Origin of the sequence: Streptomyces sp. NPDC102437 (assembly GCF_044765565.1) — a bacterium.
GTDB lineage: Bacteria > Actinomycetota > Actinomycetes > Streptomycetales > Streptomycetaceae > Streptomyces.
The window spans coordinates 29,030-49,967 of sequence record NZ_JBIWKI010000021.1 but is presented as its reverse complement, the minus strand read 5'-3'; the positions used below and the strand labels follow the sequence as shown (position 1 = coordinate 49,967).

Below are 20,938 nucleotides of genomic sequence, written 5' to 3'. Positions count from 1 at the left end.
CGATGCGCAGCTGCGCAACTTCCAGGTCGGCTACCTGCTCAGGATCGAGCGCAATCTGCAACCCGCGTCACTCGTCCAACGCATCTCTCGGAGCCTCGCTCGGGGCGCCGGTGCTGGCGTGTAACTGCATCCCACGCCGGAGCAGCGGATGCCCTGGCATAGCGGCAGGACCTAGTGCGACCGTTCAGTGGAGTCCACTTGAGGCGCTGGTTTGTTCAGTCAGCGTCGATCGGAAGAAGGGCAGTCAACGACTCCACCGGGACCGGGTACTTGGTCTTCATGAGGTCGGAGTAGGAACGAAGTGCCCTGCTGATCTGTACCTTTGTACGCGGGGCGAGGTGGACGAGAAGCAGGTCGTAGAGCAGTTGGGTGTGGTCCTTGCCGCTGGCCATCTTGCCCTGCTGCTTCCCCTCAGGAGTCTCGATCCACATGGACGAGAAGGGCGCTGCTGACATCTTCCAGTCGAGGGCTGAGAGGCGCTTCATCAGCTCTTCCCACTCCAGCGTTTCCTGTTCCAGGATGTGCCGTACGGCCCGAGCGACCTGTACTTGTACCGCCGGCCGCATGAACGGGTGCCCTGCGCCATCGCGGCCCTTCGGTGCGCGCACATCCTTGGGGGCCTGGGCGGTGAGGTAGCGCTGGCGCAGGTTCCCACAGGCGTCAAGAAGATTCTGGATACGTGTCGCGAGGAGATCGTAGCTCTGGTCGAGGAGATCGTCCGTGGCCCGTTGCGTCGACTGCTCCACGGTGCACGGGAGGTCGAAGCCGATTTCCTTGACGATGTCATAGAGCACACCGATCGTGCTCCAGGCGGGGCTGGTAGCGGTGATCGAGCGCTGGGCGAGGACCAGTTCGCCATCCTGGCCGACCTTGCTGAACACGAGGACGACCTTGTCCCGGTTCAGGAAGGGGTGATCATCGAGCAGGCGACGGGTAAGAATGGCGAAGCTGTCGTCCTCGTCGAGCGCGATGTTCTCCTGCGCGTTGGTGCTCTTGGCGTTGCGGTTGATGTTGGTGAACAACCGCCTGGTGCGTCGACGGCCGTCAGGGGTGTCGAAGTGGGGTACGACGATGACGTTGATGTCTTCGCCGCCCAAGTCGGGGTCACGCTTGATCGCATCCTTGATCGCCTTGAGCCGGTGCTGACCGTCGAGGGCGAAGAACTGTTGCGTTCCATCGAAGGTGAGGACGCCGAAGTTGCGATCGAGGCCGGCAAGAACTGCCTGGTTCGCATCGTCTGTGTCCATCGTTACTTCAAGGTAGTTGGGATCCCCGCCCCAGACCGCGATGATGATGGCTCCGAGGAAACGGTTCTCGTTGCTGAGCAGGTAGTCGGTGATCTGTGCAGTGCGGGTTCCGACACCTCGCTGGATCATGGTGCCGAGGTCCTGGTTCCCCCCGAGTTCATGCGCGAAGTTGATCTCGCGCGCCACCTGCGCGTAGCTCATCAGGCAGGAGTAGTAGGTCCAGTTGCCAACCTGTGCCTTGAAGGCGGGGACGAAGGTCTTGGATGCCATGTCTTCCTCGATGTCGGGATGCTGAAGTCAGCTATCGCGCAGGGCCGGTTGGGGGATGCTGCTGAGCCGGCCACGCAGCTTTGGCCGGTTCTGGTTGTTGAGGGGCGGGTTGTACAAGTTGATCAGCCGGGCCTCTAGGTTCTTGATCTTGGCGCGGTCTTCAACTGTGGCGAACCAGAACTCCAGCGGGCGAAGGGCAAGGTAGTGCGTGAGTCGGCCGGCCCGGGTGGTTGGAGGCTCCTCGGTCCAGAGGTTTTCGGGGTTGCCTCGAAGGTGCTTCTTGTAGTCCTTGTACCTATTTCGGAGCGTGTTGCCACGTTGGCCTGATCCACCTGCCTGGCCTATGTAGAGAACCTGGTGGAAGCTGCTCCAGGAGTCGTCAGCCATCGCGAGCCTGATCGATGGGCGCCAGACGAACATGTACAGCCCGGCCTCGTCAGGGAGTGAGCTGCCGAGGCTCTCGACCGCGAGGGCTTGTTCCCAGAGAGAGGCATGCTCCGCCAGGTCGTCCTGCAGGACTCTGTGGGCTGGGACATCGAGCATGGGAGCGATGCCGAGTCGGATGTCCAGCGAAGGACCAGCCTCAGTGCGGTGGCGGATGACGGAGCGCTCGTGGGTGTCTGGTGTCGCCATTCCTCAAGGCACTCCGGCTGCAGCGGCGGTAGATGGAGGAACATCCTTACACGCGGCACTGACAGTCGGTGCGATGAGACGAAAGTAGGCCCCGATAGTGATCAAACGTCACCATCGGGGCCTACTAGGGGGCTTCGGGATAATCAGAGGTGACAGACTGAGCAGCCGGCCTCGTCGTCGTCCGAATCCAAGGCGTCGGACAGGACCTCCAGCAGCGGCCGGTTCGGCTTCACACGCTTCGCAGCACGATCGAGCGCATCCTGATGCTTCGCTTCGATGTCCTCCCTACGCTCTATCAGCTGATGCAGTGACTCCCCCTGAGACCAGGTGTAGTCGCGTCCCTGCATGGCGGTCCCTTGGTGCCGTATTTTCTCCTCGTAAGCCACGGCCTTGTCGAACAGCTCGGGGTGACGATCCTTCAGCCCGACCCACTCGTGCTTGCGCTGGAAGAAGCAGAAGTAGCAGCCGGAGCGGGTGCGCCACTCGTAGTAGCCCGGCAGACCGGTGCCAGCCTCGTCGAGGATGCGACCGACGCCTTCGCGGTCGATGCCGTCCTCGCGGAAAGGGAAGACCGCGGTGATGTTGGGCTTGGTACTGACGTAGCCGAGCCTGTTCTCGTCCGCGCGGATGGCGACGTAGGAGATCACCTCGTCCTCGCCGACCCACTCCTCCAGCGGCTTGATCTTCAGGTTCTTAGTGCACCAGCGCATCTGGGGGCTCGGCAGAGTGCCTTGGTAAACCTCCAGCCAGTGGTCGAAGTCCCGGTCCGTGTTCAGCCTTGTGATGGGCTTGCCGACCGCTGCCTCAAGCTTGTTGAGGTACTCGTAGGTCTCCGGCAGTTCGGCCCCGGTGTCGCAGAAGAAGTACTCCATCTCCGGCACTCGGTCACGCATGTAGATCGCCAATGCGGAAGAGTCTTTGCCACCGGACAGGCCTAGGACGTGCCGGACCCTCTTCTTGGGAGCGGTGTCGTCGGTCATGGTCACTCCGTCCTCTCGACTGCGGTGTTGGTAGCGGGCTCGGTTACGCGCTGGGCGAGGGCGGCAAGCAGAATGCGGGCGCCGTCCGGACCGAGCATGTTCCTAGCTTGCTCCAGGACACTGACAGCGAGACTCTCGGCCTCCTGCCGGGACTGCTCCGGGACGTAGATCAGCGTCCGCTGTTCGACGCCGTCGTTGTCCGTCAGAGTGAGCAGCTGTGCTTCGAGGTTCTCAGTCTGGTCGGTGCTCTGTTCGCGGCTCTCGTAGAGGTGGCTGACCCGGTCGAGGGCAGAAGCCATCTCCTTGACGCGTCGAGAGAAGACGGCTGCATCGTTGTCGGACCAGTCGCCGAGGGCTGAGTTCGACAGCCGAACGATCAGTGGATCGAGCCAGTCATCGTCCGACAGGTACTCGTTGAGCGCGATGGAGACGAAGCCCCGCAATTCCAGGCTCAGGGAGACGCCGGCGAATCCCTTGAGCCGTGCGGCAAGCTCACGGCGGAGCTTCGGTAGCGAGGAGGGGACGCGGAACTGGCGGCTGATGGTCTCGACGACCTCGGCACGCAGTGCCCTCTCCGCCCCCGAGAGTTCCTCCGCTGCGGCAGCGAGCCGTTCTGCATAACCCTTGTTGCCGCTGCTGCTGATCCGGGCCTCAGGGCTGATCGGGTCGAGCCCCAAGGCCTGCGGCAGTGTGTGGAAGAGCAAGTCGTCCGGGTCCTGAGCTGTGAGCAGGACGGTTCGGACAGCGATGGCGTCCTTGCTGATGCGTTTGGTGCGGCGGGCGTAGGGGGTCAGGACCATCACCCGCTCCAACAGCGCTCGGGTCACCGCGAGCAATGCTGGATTGCGGAGAGCCTGAGACCGTGGAGAATCCACCTTCAGTGCAACTGACAGGTTCTTTACGACGCTCTGGCGCAGGCCGTCCCCGAGCGGCGTGGACTTCACGGAGAAGCGCTTCGGTGCCTTGAGCATGCGCTCGACGATGTCGGGCGTAAGGCGGGGCAGGTATGTGCCCTCCTCGAACAGCGCTACGTCCTGGCTGCGCAGGATCAGTGCAGTGACCACCAACAGTGGCACGGCGCCGGCCTTGACGCCGTAGGGTGGCACCATCAGGGCACGGAAGATCTCGTCGAGATTGGTGCGCTTGTTCGCTGCTGTGAGTGACTCCTCCAGGGCCTCCCAGACCGCGAGGGTGTGCGGGTGAGAGTCGCCAGGTCGGGAGAAGCCGTAAGGGAACAAGGAGGTGGAGGAGTCGTCGGCTGGGGTGCCCGTGTTCTCCCGGTGCAAGCCCATGTACTCCAGGGCCCCGCTGTACATGGCACGCTCGGCTGGGTGCTTGGCGATACCGAGATACCGCTCACCGGATTTGAGTAGCATCGCTGTGAGCAGTTCGCGACGGGCCTTCGCGCCCTGGCTGGTGAGTTCGTGGCGGCCGAGCATCTCATTGCGGATGTGCGGGGTGGCTGAGAAGACCCGGTCGCAGGCGATCGAGGCCAGGCCGCTAAGGCTGCGGCCCTCGATCACTTCACCTTCGTTGTCGTCGTCGGAGATACCCGAGCGCCACAGTCGCCAGGTCGCGCGCTGGGTTTGCGGGTAGAAGGCCGCATCGAGGAGTTCCAGCAGTTCGCGTTTGGCCCCTGTCGTGCGTTCCCTGATCTCACGCAGCGCCACCGGGTCCAAGGACGTGTCGAGCAGCAGTTCCTGGAGGGCCACGAGGTAGGTCGCAGCGCTTACGACGAGTTCCGGTTCCTCCGTGACGCCGAGGACCACCGGCAGCGAGGACTTGACCACGGGCCGGTCCTCGGTCGTGCCGAGGTGGAAGACGAGCAGCCCGTCAGCGTGGTCATTGAGCTCGTCAGGGCCCTTGACGTTTTTGGTCTCGGGGCCGGTGACGCGGGTGAACAGGGCGCGCATCATCCCGGTGACCTGGCTGTGGCGGCCGGCGGTCAGCGCCTGCGGAAGGTACTCGCCGAGCCTTTGGATGACGTATGTGCTGTCGAGATGGTTGGTGATGTCCTTCAGACGACCGTCGATGTCGACGTCCGTGCCGAGCCACGCCCTGTACTCACCGTTGAACTTGCGGTGCACCAGGAAGCCCCGATCCACCAGGCTCTGCAACTGCTCCTCAAGGGCGGCGAAGGCCTTTGCGTCTGCCCCGTCGGACGGCTCGTGCAGCGCAAAGTAGATCATGGCGGCAGTCGCTCGCAGCGCACCATCCGAGTCGATCAGATTCAGCATGCCGATGGTGCGCAGCAGGTTCTGATCGGCTGTGGACAGTCCGTTTGCCTCGGTGACTCTGGCTTCGATTTCGATCCAGCGGCCTGCGTTGGTGGAGGCCAGGAGGGAAGTACGGCCGGAGTCGAGGAAGAAGTCGTACAGCTGCGGCAACTGGATGGTGCTGGCCCGCCGCGGTTCGGCGAGCGAGAACAGGTCCAGCGAGCGGCGGACCGTGTTGGGCTCGTCGCTGTTGAGGAAGTTCGTCAGGCTGCGGTCGTGCTGACCGATCTGAGCCGCGAGGAGAGGGGCCGCGACCGCCGTCAGCGGGTGCAGCGGGTAGAGGTCCGCAAAGTCTTGGGCTTTGAGGCCAACGACGGTGTTGAGGCCGTGATGCTTCCAGGCCTTCTCGGCAGCCTCGGCCTGGGCCCGGATCAGCTTCTGGCCGGACTCGGGAGCAGCGGACTGGTCGAGCCGGCGGCGCATCAGTTGGACGGCGTCGCCAATGTGCGGGGTGAAGGTGATGTCCTCGAACCGGCCCTGGATCTTCGCCCACTCGCGGGTCTGCAGCTCGCTGGAGCGGGCGGCGTAGTCCATGAACGACATGTGCTGCAGCGTCATCATGAACAGCGGCAGACCCTGATCGCCGGCGCTCTTCTCGGCGAGTTCCTGCAACAGGAACAGGTCGTCCTTGGTGCTGGCGAACTCGCTGTGTCCGGCAAGGTGCTCAAGGGTCTTGCCGAACTCGTCGATGACCAGCAGCAGCGGCTGCAGCGCGCACAGGGCCTCGACGGCGTTCAGGATGTCCTGCGGCGACGTCGTTGCGGGGTCGGTGCAGGCGGCAAGGGCTGCAGCGACTGCCTTGGGCGGGCGGGTCTTCCAGCGGCGTTGAGCAGCGGTGTGGAGAGCCCGCGACAGCGTCGCGACGAGCGGCTCGCGGCGGGCTGTGGCGACGGCGCCGAGGAAGCCGGCCGGGGCGAGCTGCTCCCGGCCGGCGGGCAGACGCTTGGCGAGGCTGGGGCTGGTGGCGCCGAGCAGGGACTCCGCTTCGGAACGGCGGACCTTGTCATGGCCGAGGAGTGCATCGATGAGGTTGGTCAGGGTGGACTTGCCGGAACCGTAGGGTCCAGTGAAGGACCAGGACCGGGGACGGCGCAAATTACCGAGAGCACTCGTAACGCGTTCGAGCACGTCGACTGCACGCGTGCCGATGTAGAGAGAGTGCAGCTCGGTCTGGACGTCGCGTTCCAGATTGGTCGAGCGCATCTGAGAGCCGACCAAGGCGATACCGGTGGGGAACTGCGGGCCACCAGGGTTCTTGGCTGCGGCACTGCGCCGCGTGGGGGTCGCGGTGGTCACACGTTCTCCTCAGTCAGGGCGAGCTGTGGCTCGACGGCGTCCTGGTTCTTTCGCTCGCGCTTCTCGGCGTCCGCGAGTTTGGGGTATTCGCGTGCCCACTCCTCGCGGGTGGGGAACCCCGGCCGTGACCGGACCTTGTCGTACTGATCGTCCAAGACGTCCCAGGCCAACTCGAATGGATCAGAAGAGAACGCGAGGCTTTGCTGCCCGATCGCCTCGACGATCTGCAGCCCCGGGTGATCACCGGAGACTTTCTCCAGGGCGGCGGCGATATCCGGTTCGCGGATACGGAACGCGCGGCCGGGACCCCCGTGTTCGTTAGCGAGGCGGGCGAGCGAGATGGAGCCAGCACCGCGGGTCGTGCGGGCCGCGTAGTCAAGGCAGGCGTACGCCACGATCCGGGCCGGCAAAGAGGTGCGAACACCAGTGGTGAATTGCCATTCCATCTTGCCCCGCTGCCCAACCTGCTCCAGTAGCCCGAGTTCACGGAAGGGGCAGGCGAGCAAGTCCTCAAGCGCGCCTGGGGCACCGATCTTCCCTCGGGGCGCGGGGGCGTACATCTTGGTGATGCAGTCGACGTCCTTGGCGATGGAGGCTTCCACCGGCCCTTCACGGAAGGACAGGTTGACGTGACGCACGATCAGCTGTGTCAGATCCTCCGCTGTGAACCGGGAGAACGGCGCGATGTGGAAAGCGACATACCAAGCCGGAGCCCAGCTCTTGGCACCCGGCCGGGAGCAGAGAAGCCACCAGTGCAGCAACCACAGGCTGCCGGGCTCTTCCAGATAGGGGTCGGCTCCGTCCTCGTCGAGCAGCCACCGCGCCTCCCACGTCGGGAACGACAACATGGCGCGCGAATTGGTGTCGTCGCCATAGTGCTCGCGGGTGAGCTTGAACGCCCGGGACCAGTAGCGCATGGAATAGACCATGTTCTTGCCGACGCCGAGCTGCACTGGAGCGTCATCCGCGAGGAACGTCTCCGGGTTGTCCTTCACCTGCATGTACGCCTTGTGGAGCCACCCAAAGCGCGGCGCGAACGTCTCGTGGCGCGCGAAGGAGGAGTGAGCGGCTTCCGCGAGCCGAGTGTCTGACATGCGGGATTTCTCCGTGTCCATTCAGGTTTTGATGAGTTCAAGGCTGATGCGTGAATTTAGATCGGGACTGACAGGAGTCTTCGCACCTTCCGAACGGCCCGGACGATGGAGGGAACAGCCCGATCGACATCGCGCTCCGTGGTGGCGTACCCAAGGGAGAATCGGACTGTGGAGTCTGCCTCTTCCCGGCTACGCCCCATCGCCAGGAGCACATGGCTCGGGCTCGGCGCCCCAGAGGAGCACGCACTCCCCTCGGAGGCAGCCACATCTGGCATCGCGGTGAGGACCGCATCGGCAGGGGCCCCGTGGAATGTGATGCTGGTAACGCCGGGGAGTCGGCATTCGCGCGCACCGTTGATCCGGCAATCGCCGAGTTGCTCAACGAGAGCACTCTCCAGCAAGTCACGGAGGCGCGTGACGCGTACGCTCTCTTCGGACATGCCGCGGTGGGCTGCTGCTGCCGCTGCTCCCGCACCCGCGATGCCGGCGACGTTGAGCGTCCCGGCTCGCCAGCCGCGTTCCTGCCCTCCGCCGAAGATCAGCGGGTGGTAGGGCAGTGAGATGCCACGGCGTACAAAGAGAGCCCCTACTCCTTGCGGGCCGCCGAACTTGTGAGCTGACAGAGATAGCAAGTCCACGTCGACCTCTGCGAGGTCAATCGGCAGTCGCCCCACCAGCTGTGTGGCGTCGGTATGGAAAAGAGCCCCCGCCGCATGTGCCGCTTCTGCGAGGGGTGCGAGGTCGGTCAAGACGCCCGTCTCGTTGTTCGCGGCCATCAGCGAAACGATCGCCACGCCACCCGCCGACAGGGCGGCATGGAGGCCGTCTAGATCCACCAGGCCGTCCGCATTCACCGCCAACAGCGTGAGCGCCTTGGGCGCGTTTGCCGTAAGGTTCTTCGCGGTCTCCAGCACCGCGGGGTGCTCGACTGTGCTCGAAATCACACTTCCGCCGGCGCTGTACGCGGCTCGCAGCGCAAGATTGTTGGCTTCGGTGGCTCCAGAGGTGAAGACGATCTCGCCGGGAGAGCAGTTCAAAAGATCAGCGGCCTGACGGCGGGCCTCGTCGACCCGGTGTGCGGCGTCACGGCCCGAACGGTGTGTGCTTGATGCGTTACCCACCGTCTCCATCGCGGCGAGAGTGACTTCTCGCGCTTCGGGTCGCATGGGCGCCGTGGCGTTGTAATCGAGGTAGGCCAGACCTGAATTGAGTGACTGTTCTGTCACAACCCACCCCACTTCTTTCCGATCCGTCTGCCCTACTGGCGGTTGCTCGCGACGGTGCGGCAGCTTCCACCAGTTGTCAACGGCGATCCTAGCTGTCGGTGGATGCGGGTGGGACGCAGGCATGGCTTTCGCGCGTTTGGTGACCGCATGTGACTGCTCTTGGTAGAACATATGTTCGCATCACGGGTGCTTCGTGGCCACCCGTAAGAGCCTTGAGGGGCAGGGGAGTTGAGTCACGAAGCTCCGATCGGCCTGGCAGCGTCGACTGTCGTCCATTGGATTGCGCCGAGCTGGCCTCGCCTGTCAGTGGTCGGGACTAGGGTTGATCATGCGCTGAACCTCCACTGAATGGGGGTCCGCGGATGAGGTGGATGATCTTGCAAGGGGATGGGATTGCGGACGGTAGGGATGCGCGGAGCCGATGAGGCGCGGACGAACTGGGGATCACTGTGATCGGATCCCCGGGTATCGCGTTTCGGGCCGTCCTTGATGCGGCCCCGTTGGCCTACGTACGGCGCCTGCTCGGCGAGCACGCCTGCGAACTCCTCGAATTGCTGCAGGAGGGGTCCGATGAGGGGGCCATCCGGAAGGTGGCAGCGGCTGCTATCTCTCCAGAGCGGTTGATCGGCGACGCTGAGGAGCGCGCACAGCTGCTGGAGTTGCTTCCGGAAAACAACAAGGCCGAACTAGCAGAACGTCTTGGCTGGAACGGGTCCTCTTCGCCCGGAACATTCCTATCCGCTCTGTCTTGGTCGCTTGAAGAGCGCCGCGCACTTCTTGGTTTCCTGGGGCTCGTCGTTGATCGAGCGCCTGAGGCTCCCGTGTCCTCGCGTAGACCTGCTGAGCCGAATTACAGCCTGTTCCCGCATCAGCGGCGTGCGGCCGGCAAAGTGCGGCGACTGCTCTACTCCAGTGAACGACGCACGGTACTGCACCTGCCGACCGGGGTCGGCAAGACCCGCACCGGTATGGACCTGATCTGTGACCACCTTCGGCGGAATGAGCCCACACTGGTCGTGTGGCTGGCCCGAGGCCGCGAGCTCCTCGAACAGGCCGCGCTGGAGTTCGAGCGTGCGTGGGCCTCCCTCGGTAATCGAGAGGTCACCGTGGCGCGCATGTGGGGCGATGCTCCCATCGATCTTGATGACATCACCGACGGCATCGTCGTACTCGGACTGGAGAAGGCCGGTGCTGCGGCAAAGAGCGTGCCGGGCTTTCTCGACCAACTTGCGCTCCGCACCACATTCACAGTTTTCGACGAGGCCCATCAGGCCATCGCACCCACGTATCGCCGGGTAGTCGAAGCCCTCACTCTCCGCAGCGATTCAAGCCTCCTGGGGCTGACCGCCACGCCAGGAAGGACGTGGGCTGACATCTCCGAAGACGAGAAGCTCGCGGACTTCTTCGCACGCCAGAAGGTGATGCTGGAGATCGACGGCTACGACAACCCTGTCACCGCTCTCATCGAGCAGGGATACCTCGCCCGCCCGGACTTTCGTACGGTTGCGGCTGACTCCGGGATGAAGCTCAGTGCCCGGGACAAGCAAGCTCTCGCTGCGTCCTTCGACGTCCCCGACGAATTGATCGCGCGGCTCGCAGACAACGTGCAGTGGAATCTCCAGGTTGTCCGCACTGTGCTCGACCTCAGCGAACAGCACAGGCGCATCCTGCTGTTCGCAGCTTCGGTCGAGCACAGCCGCCTGATCGTCGCGATCTTGACCATGTTCGGAATCGACGCCGAGCAGGTCACGGGCGAATCCTCAGCACGGCATCGCGATCGAGTCATCAACCGCTTCAAGGGTCCTGGAACCCGACCAATGGTCCTGTCGAACTACGGCGTACTCACCACGGGCTTCGACGCCCCTGCGGCGAGCGCCGCCGTCATTGCCCGCCCTACCCGCTCACTCGTGCTGTACAGCCAGATGGTGGGCCGCGTGATCCGCGGGCCCAAGGCCGGCGGCACCTCGACTTGCGACGTCGTAACCGTCGTCGACCCCGCGCTCCCGGGCTTCGGAGACGTGGCAGTCGCATTCACCAACTGGGAAGACGTATGGAAGGCTCGATGACATCCAAGTACTCGATCGTCACATCCGACCTGACGGTCAAAGCCTTGCAGGACAGCGGGTACAAGTCGACGGCACACGCCATTGCCGAGCTGATCGACAACGGCATCGAAGCCGGCGCTGACCTAGTAGAGCTGTTCGTCGTCGAGTCAACCGACCGTCCTTCGCAGCGATCACGGCACCGGGTCGAGAAGATTGCCGTACTCGACAATGGCAGTGGCATGGACCCCGAGACGCTCCGGCAGTCCCTCCGCTTCGGCGCGGGAACACGGCAACACCGCAAGGGCATAGGTCGTTTCGGTGTTGGTCTGCCCAACTCCAGCATCTCTCAGTGTGACCGCGTCGATGTCTGGTCCTGGACCAATGGACCCGACAACGCACTGCACACGCACCTTGACCTCACAGAGGTGCGTGGCGGACTCGAAGAGGTCCCCGAGCCCAAGTTCGACGGCGTCCCGGACGAATGGCAGGCGCTCGCCGAAGGGTTGGGCACCAGCGGCACCCTCGTGCAGTGGACGCAGCTGGAGCGGGTCCAGTGGCGTGGCGCGGAGGCAACTCTGGCAAATACCGAGAGCTTGATCGGCCGCATCTATCGTCGACTGATCGCCGAAGGAACGCGCATCAAGCTGGTCCCTGCTCGCGGGTGGGCTCCCTTGCCAGGCGTTCGTCCAGCACGCCCCAACGATCCGCTCTTCCTGATGTTCCCAAGCGCGACTCCACCTCCGTTCGACAGCAAGCCGATGTTCCGTCCCTTTGGCGGCGGCAACGTTGGCGAGATCGGCGTCGAGCAGTTCATGGTCCAAGGAGCCGACGGCAACGAGTACCCCGTCCTCGTCCGTTCCTCGATCGCGGTCGATGCAGCGCGGCGTCCGGACATCGCAGGTGAGGAATGGCCCAAAGCGTATTCTCCGAGTCTCGCCCCAGGCGAGACCCCGTGGGGCAAGCACGCCCACAAGAACCTCGGTATCTCTCTGATCCGTGCCAACCGCGAACTCGACCTGGATACGAACTGGACAAATTCCTACGATCCGGTTGAACGCTGGTGGGGTGTAGAGATCGACTTCCCACCTGCGCTAGACGAAGTCTTCGGGGTCACGAACAACAAGCAAGCCGCGACGATCTTCTCCGATCTGGCTCACTTCAACTGGCGAGAAGAAGCTGCTGGCCTTACCTGGGACGAGTTCCGGGAACAGCTCCGGGAGGAGGGGGATCGACGACTCCCACTTATCGAGATCGTCTATCACATCCGTGAGAAGCTGCTCGGCAAACTACGCTCCGACCTCGCCGACCAGACCCGGGGCACGCGTGCCAATCGGAAACGGCACGAGGACGTGGAGACGCAGGCCGAGGAAGCGGTAAAGCGGCGCCGCGTGGAGACAAAACCGAGCTTCACCGACACGCTCGCCGAGCAGGTCACCGAGGAAGAGAGTAAGGAGATCCAGCTCGAAAACCTCGTGGAGACCCATAAATACACGCCCGCTGACGCACAGCGGATCATCGAGGAGTCGACCCAGCAGGGCAAGCACGTCCGCCTGTTGACGAGCCGCAACCCGGACTCGCCAGCCTTCTTCAACATCGACTACATCCCCAATCTGCTGCAAGTCACCCTCAATCAGGACCACCCGGTCTACGGCGACCTCATCGCCGTGCTCGACGGCGATATCGATGGCGCGAGCAAGGAAGAACTCGCAGAGCGGCTGCGAGGCGCGGCTGGAGCCTTCAAGCTCCTCCTCATGTCCTGGGCAAGGTTTGAGGACGAGCTGCCGGATAAGCCCCGGGAGCGAGCGAAGAAGATGCGCCAGGACTGGGGCCGCATCGCCAGCGACTTCCTCGGCGCGGACGAGGCCGACGACGAGGATGATGAGTGACCCGAGACCACGTCTGGCGACAGATTGAGCAGCTCCTCCTCGGCGCAACTCGCGAAGTTCTCTTGGTGGCTCCCTTCATCAAGAAGGAATCCTTCCAGGCGGCCCTCGCAGCCGTGCCGGCCGGCGTGGAACGCGTTCAGTGCGTCACACGTTGGTCCGTCGCCGAGGTCGCGGCGGGCGTATCCGACCCGGAAATCGCGGAACTCGCTGAAGCCGACGGGCGGGTGGAGATCTCGCTGTGCCACAACCTGCACGCCAAGCTGTACGCCGCTGACGACCGTTGCCTCGTGGGGTCTGCCAACCTCACGGGCAAGGCAACCGGGCGAGTGCCGACTCCGAACATCGAGCTGCTCATCGAAGCCGAACTCGCGCACCCCGAAGTGCGCCGAATACTCGACGACATCGACTTGTCGGCCGTGCCCGGAACGGTGGAACTCGCGCGCCAGATACGTGAGCAGGCTGACCTCGTGCGTGCCGATGAGGACGCCCCACAGATTCTTGTGATCGGCGAGAGCGAGACACAGGCGCGCTGGCTGCCGGAAACCCGGAACCCGGAGCGCCTCTACCGGGTGTACAACGGTCGGCACCGGAACATCGCCAGCGACGTCCTAGCCGGAGTGCTGCGTGACCTCGTCCATATGGACATCCCTCCAGGGCTGTCCGAGCAGGACTTCGGGGCGGAGGTTCTTGACCGACTGCGCTCCTTGCCCGAAGTCCGCACGCTCGCAGAAAACGGGGCCCTGAACCTTGATGACGCGAAGAGGACGTTGACCGACAGAGGTCTCCACACGCCAGATCAGGCGCAACGGGCAGTGGAAACGATCGCCAAATGGCTGAGCTACTTCGACGAGGTGTACCTCGTACCGGTTGGCCCGTGGGAGATCCGGCAGGGCAGAGAGATCAGGTGACTCGGTCGGTGGGCCGGCGGGCGTGTCCAACGGTCATCGGGTCACCGGCACACAGTGCGACCGCCGGTAGGGCAACGGGGTCCAGCCGGGCTTGAAGCATGAGCGATACCTTTAGCAGACTTCGTACTCTTCCTCGGGGCCTTCGCCCGTCACGATGATCGAAAAGGTGCTGTGCATGGTGGCGGTACGCAAGCCGTATCTCCTTGGACACACCGAGATCGCTGCCCTGTACGGAGTGGAACGCCAGACCTCACAGAAGTGGAGAGCCGACGGGACGCTGGCAGAACCCGACCTGGTGATCTCGGGGAATCCCTACTGGTTGTTGTCCACAGTGCTTCAGCTCGGCGACGACGGCGCCCGAGAGGTCACAGAGCAACGGTTGGCTGAGTACGAAGCCAGTATCCCTGGCGGATATCGCGCCGACCTCTTGGAGCAACTCCCGGTCATCGTAGGGATCACGGAAGTGGCCAAGATCCTCGGCCGTGACAAGCAAGCGATCTCCCGATGGCGCCACCGCAAGCAGATCGCGGCATCTGACTTCGAGTTGTCAGGATCACCCCTGTGGCTCATCGACACCATCCTGACGGATGCGACTGCCCGTGGCCGTGCGGTGGTGCAAGTAGAAGTTGAGCGCCTTCGCACGGGAGCGCGCGGTTCTCAGAAGCCCCGGGGGCGCCGGAGTGTGCCCCCGGTAACTCATCCTCGTCAGACGTCGCTGCCTGCCGCGCGGACGTTCACGAGTGACCAGGGCGACGAAGCCGCGAGCTTCCTAGCCGCCGCCCTTGCACAGGGCCACTCAGTCGTGATCCGGCCCAAGCGCCAGAAGTCGTAGTACGAGCGGCCAGCAGCCCATCCCTCATCCGGTGCAGCACGACAGGGGCAACTTGCGTCTCGGGGTGGAATAAACACTTGATCTCATGGTTGATGTCCATAGAAACTTCCAGAGCTTCAATGGCCTCAACTGATCGGGAGCCCCCCATGTCGGACAGCTGCCTCTACGTCCTGCAACACAAGATCGAGAGCGTTCCTTGCCACCGGGTCGCCGTATGAAGGTCATCTCGTTCGGTGGCGGAGTCCAGTCGACCGCCCTGTTGGTTCTCGCAGCCCGGGGAGAGATCGACTATCCAACCTTCCTGTTTGCGAACGTGGGTGACGACAGCGAACACCCTTCGACCTTGGCGTACGTTCGCGAAATAGCCCTGCCGTACGCCACTCGCGCCGGGCTCGACCTGCAACAGCTGGAGCGTCGCCGTCGAGACGGTTCCACCGAGACGCTGATGCAGAGGCTGAACAGGCCGGGCATCCGGTCGATCCCGATTCCCGTTCGTATGGCCAACGGAGCCCCGGGCCGCCGATCCTGCACCGCCGACTTCAAGATCAAGGTCGTGGGCCGCTGGCTGCGCGAGCACGGTGCCACGGCGCTCACCCCGGCCACTGTGGGCATCGGTATATCCCTCGATGAAATCCACAGGGCTAACCGCCGACGCTGCGAGGCGCACGAGCGGATCGAGTACCCCCTCCTCGACCTTCACCTACGTAGAAGCGACTGCGCGCGCATCATCGAGGATGCGGGACTTCCGGTCCCGCCGAAAAGTGCCTGCTTCTTCTGTCCCTTTCGCACTGTTGACGCCTGGCGTCGCCAGCGGATGGACGAGCCAGAACTATTCAGTGCGGCGGTTCGGCTGGAAGAGACGATCAATGAGCGACGAGCAGCACTTGGGCGAGACTCCGCGTATCTGACGCGGTACGGCCGCCCTCTTGCTGAGGCCATACCGGCACCCGCTGTAGAGGACGAGGAAGCTGAGGAAACTGGAGATGGTGATTGCGACTCCGGATGGTGCATGACCTGATCCGGTGAGAGTGCCGAGGTGCTGGAGGTCGGGCGTTCGTCCTCCAGCACCTCGAAAGACGGCGTACGGGGGCAGCGCAGAGCCGACGCCTCCGTGGTGACGACTAGAGCCAGTCCCGTTCGCTGAGCTGGTCAACTCTTAGCGCGAAGGATCAACCGGTGTCCCCGCAGCGATCGGCCGGTGCGCGCGAGTTCCCGTTCCCAGCCCTCCTCATTACCGATGAGGTGCGGATGCTCGTACAGGCCGGCGCGTACCTCAGCCTCGGTCAACCGCTGGTATTTGGGGACATCTGGATCGTCCGGCGCAAGGAACTCGTGCTTGCGGTGCAGCAGGGGCCGGTTGGTCGAGTCGGCGTACGACAGGAAGGAAGCCTTCAGGGTCTTCAAGTCAACCGCGTAAGAGGTGGAGAGCCGGGGATGTGGATCCGAGTCGAACTCGGGGTAATCGAGCCAGCTGACTCCACGGCTCTGATGGCGGAGCTTGACGATGGACCACGCGGGAGGACGGCCAGCGGCAATGCTCGCGCACTGTTCATACAGGCGCAGGATGGTCGGGATCCGGGGCATCGCCCGGCGGTGCACGTACAGTGCTGTGGCCGTGAACTTGCCAGCCACTGACCCGTTCATAGCGCGACGTACATACGCGTCGTCGCGGAGCTTGAAGAGGAGCCGGTCCGCCCGCTTGCATGCCTCTGCGTAGGACGAGAAGAAGGCGCGGATGTCCAATTGGACAGGGATTGGAAGGCTGCTCGCCGGGCCGCGACCATGGAAGAGTTCAACCGCAAGGAAGAGCAGGGTGTCGAGAGCTGAGCGCTCCGCGCCAGTCTCGACTTTCAAGGGATCGGCGGCCTGCTCGACGAGCCTCTTGAGTTCCTGCGGCCGCATGTGTCGAAGAAGCCCCATGATGGGGTATGGCATCTCCTCCAGTTGGGGAACCCGCCCACGTTGCTCCAGGTGATCCACGACGGCAGCGATCGCGGAGGCCGTGTCCTCGGACGCCAGCCAGGCGGCGTCAGGCGTGATCTGACGCGCGAGATATGCGAGGCGCGCTTCGTCACTTCTGAAGGCGTAAACGATGCCAGGAGCTGCTGAGAGGCAGCGGACTCCCGTCACATCCTGGACGAAGTCCCGAAGCTCGCTCGCAGCGAAGAGGTGCTGGAAGGTATTGCGACTGGTGATGATGCCGTCGCCATACTCCGTGCCCTTGACCTGGTTCCGTTCCCAACGCAGCCGGGCGGAAACGACGAGAGCGACCTTCGTGTGCTCCCATGCCTTTGCGAGAGCTACGCGCCGTTCATCAGGTTTCTCGATGACGTTGAGGACGTACGTGAGGAGCACGATGTCGGAGGGCTTGAGATTCCCGTCAGGACGGTGCACTGGGTCCCAGCCAGAGACGTCGAGACCGAGGTGCCCAAGAGCGCGAACATCACCACCGCGGCCACAACCGTAGTCAAGGACCTGAGTGCCGTCGGACATCTGCAGGTCCATCACGGCCTGACGGGCGGGGGCGGAGAGCCCCATCCTTCCGATGGCAGTCCGATGCCTATGGCTACTCCACGGCTGCAGTGTCATCAGCGCTTCCCGTGAGTCGAGGGGCAGATCCACGTACAGCAGCATTGAACCGTACGCTTTTGCCGCTCGGCGGAGATCCAACCGACGAGGGCCGAAACGAACAAGAGTGGCGCAACGCTTGGTCGAGCAGAGTGACTGAGGCGGCCTCGTCCAGGGGGCCAAGGTCGTGCAGGCGGGCTTGGAGGCCGTCGAGGGTGTGCCGCGAGGTCATCAATGCCACGGTAACGCCGTCGCTGGGCAGCAGCGGGCGGGCTTACCCGCTGGAAGAGGCCTTGTCGACCACCACCAGGATCCGGCGGCCCTTCTGTGCGTAGCACTCTAGGACGCTTCGATAGAGCCGCTGCCGGTCCTCCAGACCGACGGGAATGTGTTGGCCGGGCACGGCCAGGTCCCGCAGCAGGCTTTCCAGGGCCCGTTCCGGTGGCAGACACAGCGCGAGTCGTAGCCGAACAAGTCGATGAACAGCACGCCGCCTGGAAACCAGCTCGGCCGACTCAGCGCCTGGATGGCGACGTGGATAGCCAGTTCGGTCTTGCCGGTCCGGTCAGGCTAGCCACGGCGCTCACCGCCACCGAGGCTGGCCTCCTCCGACCGCCGGTCCGCCGTCCGCGCGAGGTCGCCGAGGAGCGTGGCCACCTGCTCGTGGCCGACCTGTGGACGCGGGCGAGGGAGCGGGCAGTCCGGACAGAGCCGGGGTGATCGTCCGCGGCAGTTGCACGGTGATGTTCCGGCACTGGATGACCGCTTCGAAGTACATCCCACCGGTCGTCCGGGCTAATGTCGAGGCTTTGACAACGCCCTCTGTAAGGTGATCCGTTGAGCGATAGTCGACTCGGTGTGGTGATGGTTCATGGGATCAGGTCCGGTCCCGACGTGTGGGATCCGCTATGCCGACTGATCGCGCAGGACGAGAAGCTAGCCTTCGCTGAACCGCTCCAGTTTCGGTATGCCACCGGGGTGCGGCGCCTGCATCCGCTGCGGGTCTTCCCCACCATCGACACGGTCGCCGACAGCTTCAAAGAATACCTGGCGACCGAGGCTGGCGAGTTCACGCGGCTCATGCTGGTCACGCACAGCCAAGGGGGTCTGGTGGCCCAGCGTCTTCTGGCCCGCGTCCTGGCCGATGGGGAGGGGCGCCGCCTGGCCCGCATCCGGCGGCTGGTGATGCTGGCGTGCCCCAACAACGGCTCCGAGTTGCTGCTGTCGCTACGTCGTAACGTCCTCGGGCTCGGCCATCCGCAGGAGCGGGATCTGCGTCCACTCAACGACCAGGTGAACGCGACACTGCGGACGGTCCTGCGGGATGTCGTCCACGCCACCGCTGTGAGCGACCGCACCTGCCCCATCCTCGTCAGCGCTTACGCGGGCGAGAGCGACCGAGTGGTGCGGGCGGTGTCCGCGCAGTCGGTGTTCCCCGACTCCGCCGCGCTTCCCGGTGACCACTCCACCATCCTCAAGGCCAAGGATGCCGGGCACCGCACCTTCACCACACTGCGCCGCCTGCTCCTCACCGTTCCCGATGCTGCACCTGAGCACGCGCCCGAGGCCACCATGACCCCCGCCGAACTACCAGGTCTCCAGCGGACCGTCACCAACACCTTCAGCGGCGGTCGGGCCTACGGGCCCGTCATACAGGGCGACACCGTGCACGTCTCCTTCCCGTCCGTTCCGCCCTTCCAGGCTCCCCAGGCCGGCTTGGACGCCGACAGAAGCGGGAACGACGACACCTCCGAGAACGGACACACCGACCGGGAGACCTGACGCCCACCCTGACCGGCTGCGCCTGAGGTTGATAGCTTATGAGGCCCGACTTCTCGCTGAGCAGTCGACCCTCAGGGCGGTTGCAAGTTCCGGGGGCGTGCGGTTGGTCGGGTAGTGACCGGGTGGGGTGCCTAGCAGAGCAGGCACGGTCTTCGTGATCATTGTGAAGTTCCCCCCACCGGCAGGAGCAGGCAGATTCTCCTGATGATTTCAAGTTGGCCCCTTGTCACCACCTGACGAGCCGTAACATCTGAGGTCCGTTGAGCTCGTCACGCGCGATCAAGCTGGGTGGCGGCTGGCGTGTGGCGTGACTCTCCTGGAGGGGTGCAGCGATGGACGGTGGGCTCGTGACATCCAGCGGCATGACGAGAAGATCATTCGTATGGTGGGGTACGTCTTCGGCTTGTGCCCTTGCTGGGATTTCTGGCTGCTCGGGCGACAGCGCGACAGACGGGAAAGATCGTGTTGCCCATCGCTGCCCGTCCTGGCCTGAGTTGACCCCGTCGCCCGGGGCGCCGGTGTGGCCTGTGCCTTTCTCGGGTGCTTTACGTACTTCGCTTTCTCTGTCTGGGCCCTGGTTGAGCGGGGCAGAGGGGGACCGCACAGTGTGGTTGAGGGAGGCGCGCAGCGGCCGCCTCAAATGGCGCAGTTCTGCAGGGAATGCAGGTGAGCCGGATAAATGGGGCCAGCCGTACTATCCGCAAGTGATTGCAGCCGGGGGGCAGGTCCTGGTTGGGGGTGGCGACGGGGACACGACCGGCGAGGTCGTAGCGCTATGCGCAGCCAACGGAAAGCGCATGTGGCGGCGAAAGTTACCTGGAAACCAGGTAGTGGAGATTGCTAAATCTGGCGCCTTTGTCGTAGCCGCCACGCAGGACCACGTATTTGGATTGTCCGCGAAAACGGGCAGGATCCTCTGGCGAGTCAAGGTATTTCAAGCGGGTCAAATTATCGTGCACGGGAACATTCTTATTTTCACCCATAAAGGTGTGGAGCCGTCCGGGGCTATGGCGCTGGATCGTGAGACAGGGAAAGTGATTTGGGCTGAAGAAATCCCAGACGCTAGCGACTTGGGAATCAAAGTGGCCGGTAGTTTGGTTCATTTGGTTGCGATTCGCAATGCCGAGAGGCGCCAGGATGACGGAACTACTGTGTTCGTTACCGCGCCGGGGGAATTGCGTACGCTTTCCGTTGAAAATGATCGAGTTGAATGGACTCGAACATTAATGTCTTCGGATGCCTCATTCCTCTCGGGGGGAGGACTCCTTCACCTAGTGACGGATGAGAAATTAATTACCCTGCATAGCGACACGGGCAGGACAGTCTGGTCCATTCCGCTGCCGGAGCCGGGAACGCCGCTGCAAATGGTGCTTCACGATGACCTCCTCATTGTCCATTTTTCCGTTCGTGTCAACGGAGAATATTCTCTTCTTGCGCTTGACCCTGAAACGGGTAAGGAGCAGTGGCGAGTAGGGGGTGAACTGTCATCTGAAATGCTTCCAGGGCCTTCAGGGGTGATTTTGGCCAACACTCAAGGGCCAAAGGTTCGCGCCGTCGACACGGCAGGAGGCGAGGATATTTGGTCATCCCCCTTGAAAGGTGCGGTTCAGATCGTCACCAACGATCTGATTTATTGCCACAATGGAGAGGAGATCACAGTCTACGACGTTTCCACAGGTGACCTATTCTTTGGCTAAGTTTCGCTTTGATATTCATGGCGGCGAAGCTTTTGTGTCTATTTAGGATAACGGGAGGGATGCTTTGTCATCGCAGCAGGGTGCCAATCCGCCTGTGCCGCCGCAGCAGGGTGCCAATCCGCCTGTGCCGCCGCAGCAGGGTGCCAATCCGCCTGTGCCGCCGCAGCAGGGTGCCAATCCGCCTGTGCCGCCGCAGCA

The 20,938-nt window shown here is 63.6% G+C and carries 14 protein-coding genes; 7 read left to right on the top strand and 7 right to left on the bottom strand.

Annotated elements, in window-relative coordinates:
- Positions 1-215: 215 nt before the first annotated feature.
- The 6 genes from ACIRJP_RS25490 to ACIRJP_RS25465 all read right to left on the bottom strand — a co-directional run bounded on the left by ACIRJP_RS25490 (position 216) and on the right by ACIRJP_RS25465 (position 9,022).
- Complete coding sequence (locus ACIRJP_RS25490) at positions 216-1,517, bottom strand: DNA sulfur modification protein DndB (protein WP_404178411.1); 1,302 nt, start codon at positions 1,515-1,517, stop codon at positions 216-218.
- Between the two features lie 27 nt (positions 1,518-1,544).
- On the bottom strand, positions 1,545-2,150 hold the full coding sequence (locus ACIRJP_RS25485; RefSeq protein ID WP_124284328.1) for a GIY-YIG nuclease family protein: 606 nt from the start codon (positions 2,148-2,150) through the stop codon (positions 1,545-1,547).
- Positions 2,151-2,293: 143 nt separating this feature from the next.
- A complete protein-coding gene (locus tag ACIRJP_RS25480; protein WP_124284327.1) occupies positions 2,294-3,130 on the bottom strand; it encodes a phosphoadenosine phosphosulfate reductase family protein in 837 nt (278 codons plus the stop codon).
- A 2-nt stretch (positions 3,131-3,132) separates the two neighbouring features.
- Positions 3,133-6,702 (bottom strand): ATP-binding protein, encoded by a 3,570-nt coding sequence (locus ACIRJP_RS25475; protein ID WP_404178407.1) that lies wholly within the window; start codon positions 6,700-6,702, stop codon positions 3,133-3,135.
- Positions 6,699-7,817 (bottom strand): DUF4007 family protein, encoded by a 1,119-nt coding sequence (locus ACIRJP_RS25470; RefSeq protein WP_241200023.1) that lies wholly within the window; start codon positions 7,815-7,817, stop codon positions 6,699-6,701. Before ACIRJP_RS25470 ends, ACIRJP_RS25475 begins: the two co-directional genes overlap by 4 nt.
- Before the next feature lie 35 nt (positions 7,818-7,852).
- Entirely contained in the window at positions 7,853-9,022 is a 1,170-nt protein-coding gene (locus ACIRJP_RS25465) for a cysteine desulfurase family protein (protein ID WP_404178403.1), read from the bottom strand.
- 449 nt (positions 9,023-9,471) lie between these two features.
- Between ACIRJP_RS25465 and ACIRJP_RS25460 the strand changes: the two genes are divergently transcribed.
- From ACIRJP_RS25460 to ACIRJP_RS25440, 5 genes are all read left to right on the top strand, one after another.
- Positions 9,472-11,088 (top strand): DEAD/DEAH box helicase, encoded by a 1,617-nt coding sequence (locus tag ACIRJP_RS25460; protein ID WP_404178400.1) that lies wholly within the window; start codon positions 9,472-9,474, stop codon positions 11,086-11,088.
- Positions 11,085-12,953 carry an ATP-binding protein gene (locus ACIRJP_RS25455; RefSeq protein WP_404178397.1) on the top strand — a complete coding sequence of 623 codons (1,869 nt, stop codon included), beginning with the start codon at positions 11,085-11,087 and terminating at the stop codon, positions 12,951-12,953. The genes ACIRJP_RS25460 and ACIRJP_RS25455 overlap by 4 nt, the downstream gene beginning before the upstream one ends.
- Positions 12,950-13,861, top strand: a complete 912-nt coding sequence (locus tag ACIRJP_RS25450; RefSeq protein ID WP_124284323.1) for a phospholipase D family protein — start codon at positions 12,950-12,952, stop codon at positions 13,859-13,861. Before ACIRJP_RS25455 ends, ACIRJP_RS25450 begins: the two co-directional genes overlap by 4 nt.
- Before the next feature lie 154 nt (positions 13,862-14,015).
- Positions 14,016-14,693, top strand: a complete 678-nt coding sequence (locus ACIRJP_RS25445) for a hypothetical protein (RefSeq protein ID WP_404178393.1) — start codon at positions 14,016-14,018, stop codon at positions 14,691-14,693.
- Positions 14,694-14,907: 214 nt separating this feature from the next.
- On the top strand, positions 14,908-15,711 hold the full coding sequence (locus tag ACIRJP_RS25440; protein ID WP_404178390.1) for a phosphoadenosine phosphosulfate reductase: 804 nt from the start codon (positions 14,908-14,910) through the stop codon (positions 15,709-15,711).
- A gap of 131 nt (positions 15,712-15,842) precedes the next feature.
- On the opposite strand, the gene ACIRJP_RS25435 is transcribed toward ACIRJP_RS25440, so the two are convergent.
- Positions 15,843-17,282, bottom strand: coding sequence for a DNA phosphorothioation-associated putative methyltransferase (locus tag ACIRJP_RS25435; RefSeq protein WP_404178705.1), 1,440 nt, complete (start codon positions 17,280-17,282; stop codon positions 15,843-15,845).
- Between the two features lie 843 nt (positions 17,283-18,125).
- Between ACIRJP_RS25435 and ACIRJP_RS25430 the strand changes: the two genes are divergently transcribed.
- Both ACIRJP_RS25430 and ACIRJP_RS25425 read left to right on the top strand, forming a co-directional pair.
- Entirely contained in the window at positions 18,126-19,043 is a 918-nt protein-coding gene (locus ACIRJP_RS25430) for an esterase/lipase family protein (RefSeq protein ID WP_404178702.1), read from the top strand.
- A gap of 332 nt (positions 19,044-19,375) precedes the next feature.
- Entirely contained in the window at positions 19,376-20,740 is a 1,365-nt protein-coding gene (locus ACIRJP_RS25425; protein ID WP_404178387.1) for a PQQ-binding-like beta-propeller repeat protein, read from the top strand.
- Positions 20,741-20,938 lie beyond the last annotated feature (198 nt).

Excerpts from the sequence above, each read along its gene's own strand:
- ACIRJP_RS25445 (WP_404178393.1), top strand. The coding sequence starts at position 14,016 with ATGATCGAAAAGGTGCTGTGCATGGTGGCGGTACGCAAGCCGTATCTC.
- ACIRJP_RS25425 (WP_404178387.1), top strand. The coding sequence starts at position 19,376 with ATGGACGGTGGGCTCGTGACATCCAGCGGCATGACGAGAAGATCATTC.
- ACIRJP_RS25480 (WP_124284327.1), bottom strand. The coding sequence starts at position 3,130 with ATGACCGACGACACCGCTCCCAAGAAGAGGGTCCGGCACGTCCTAGGC.
- ACIRJP_RS25470 (WP_241200023.1), bottom strand. The coding sequence starts at position 7,817 with ATGGACACGGAGAAATCCCGCATGTCAGACACTCGGCTCGCGGAAGCC.
- ACIRJP_RS25455 (WP_404178397.1), top strand. The coding sequence starts at position 11,085 with ATGACATCCAAGTACTCGATCGTCACATCCGACCTGACGGTCAAAGCC.
- ACIRJP_RS25440 (WP_404178390.1), top strand. The coding sequence starts at position 14,908 with ATGAAGGTCATCTCGTTCGGTGGCGGAGTCCAGTCGACCGCCCTGTTG.
- ACIRJP_RS25435 (WP_404178705.1), bottom strand. The coding sequence starts at position 17,282 with ATGACACTGCAGCCGTGGAGTAGCCATAGGCATCGGACTGCCATCGGA.
- ACIRJP_RS25430 (WP_404178702.1), top strand. The coding sequence starts at position 18,126 with ATGGTTCATGGGATCAGGTCCGGTCCCGACGTGTGGGATCCGCTATGC.
- ACIRJP_RS25485 (WP_124284328.1), bottom strand. The coding sequence starts at position 2,150 with ATGGCGACACCAGACACCCACGAGCGCTCCGTCATCCGCCACCGCACT.
- ACIRJP_RS25490 (WP_404178411.1), bottom strand. The coding sequence starts at position 1,517 with ATGGCATCCAAGACCTTCGTCCCCGCCTTCAAGGCACAGGTTGGCAAC.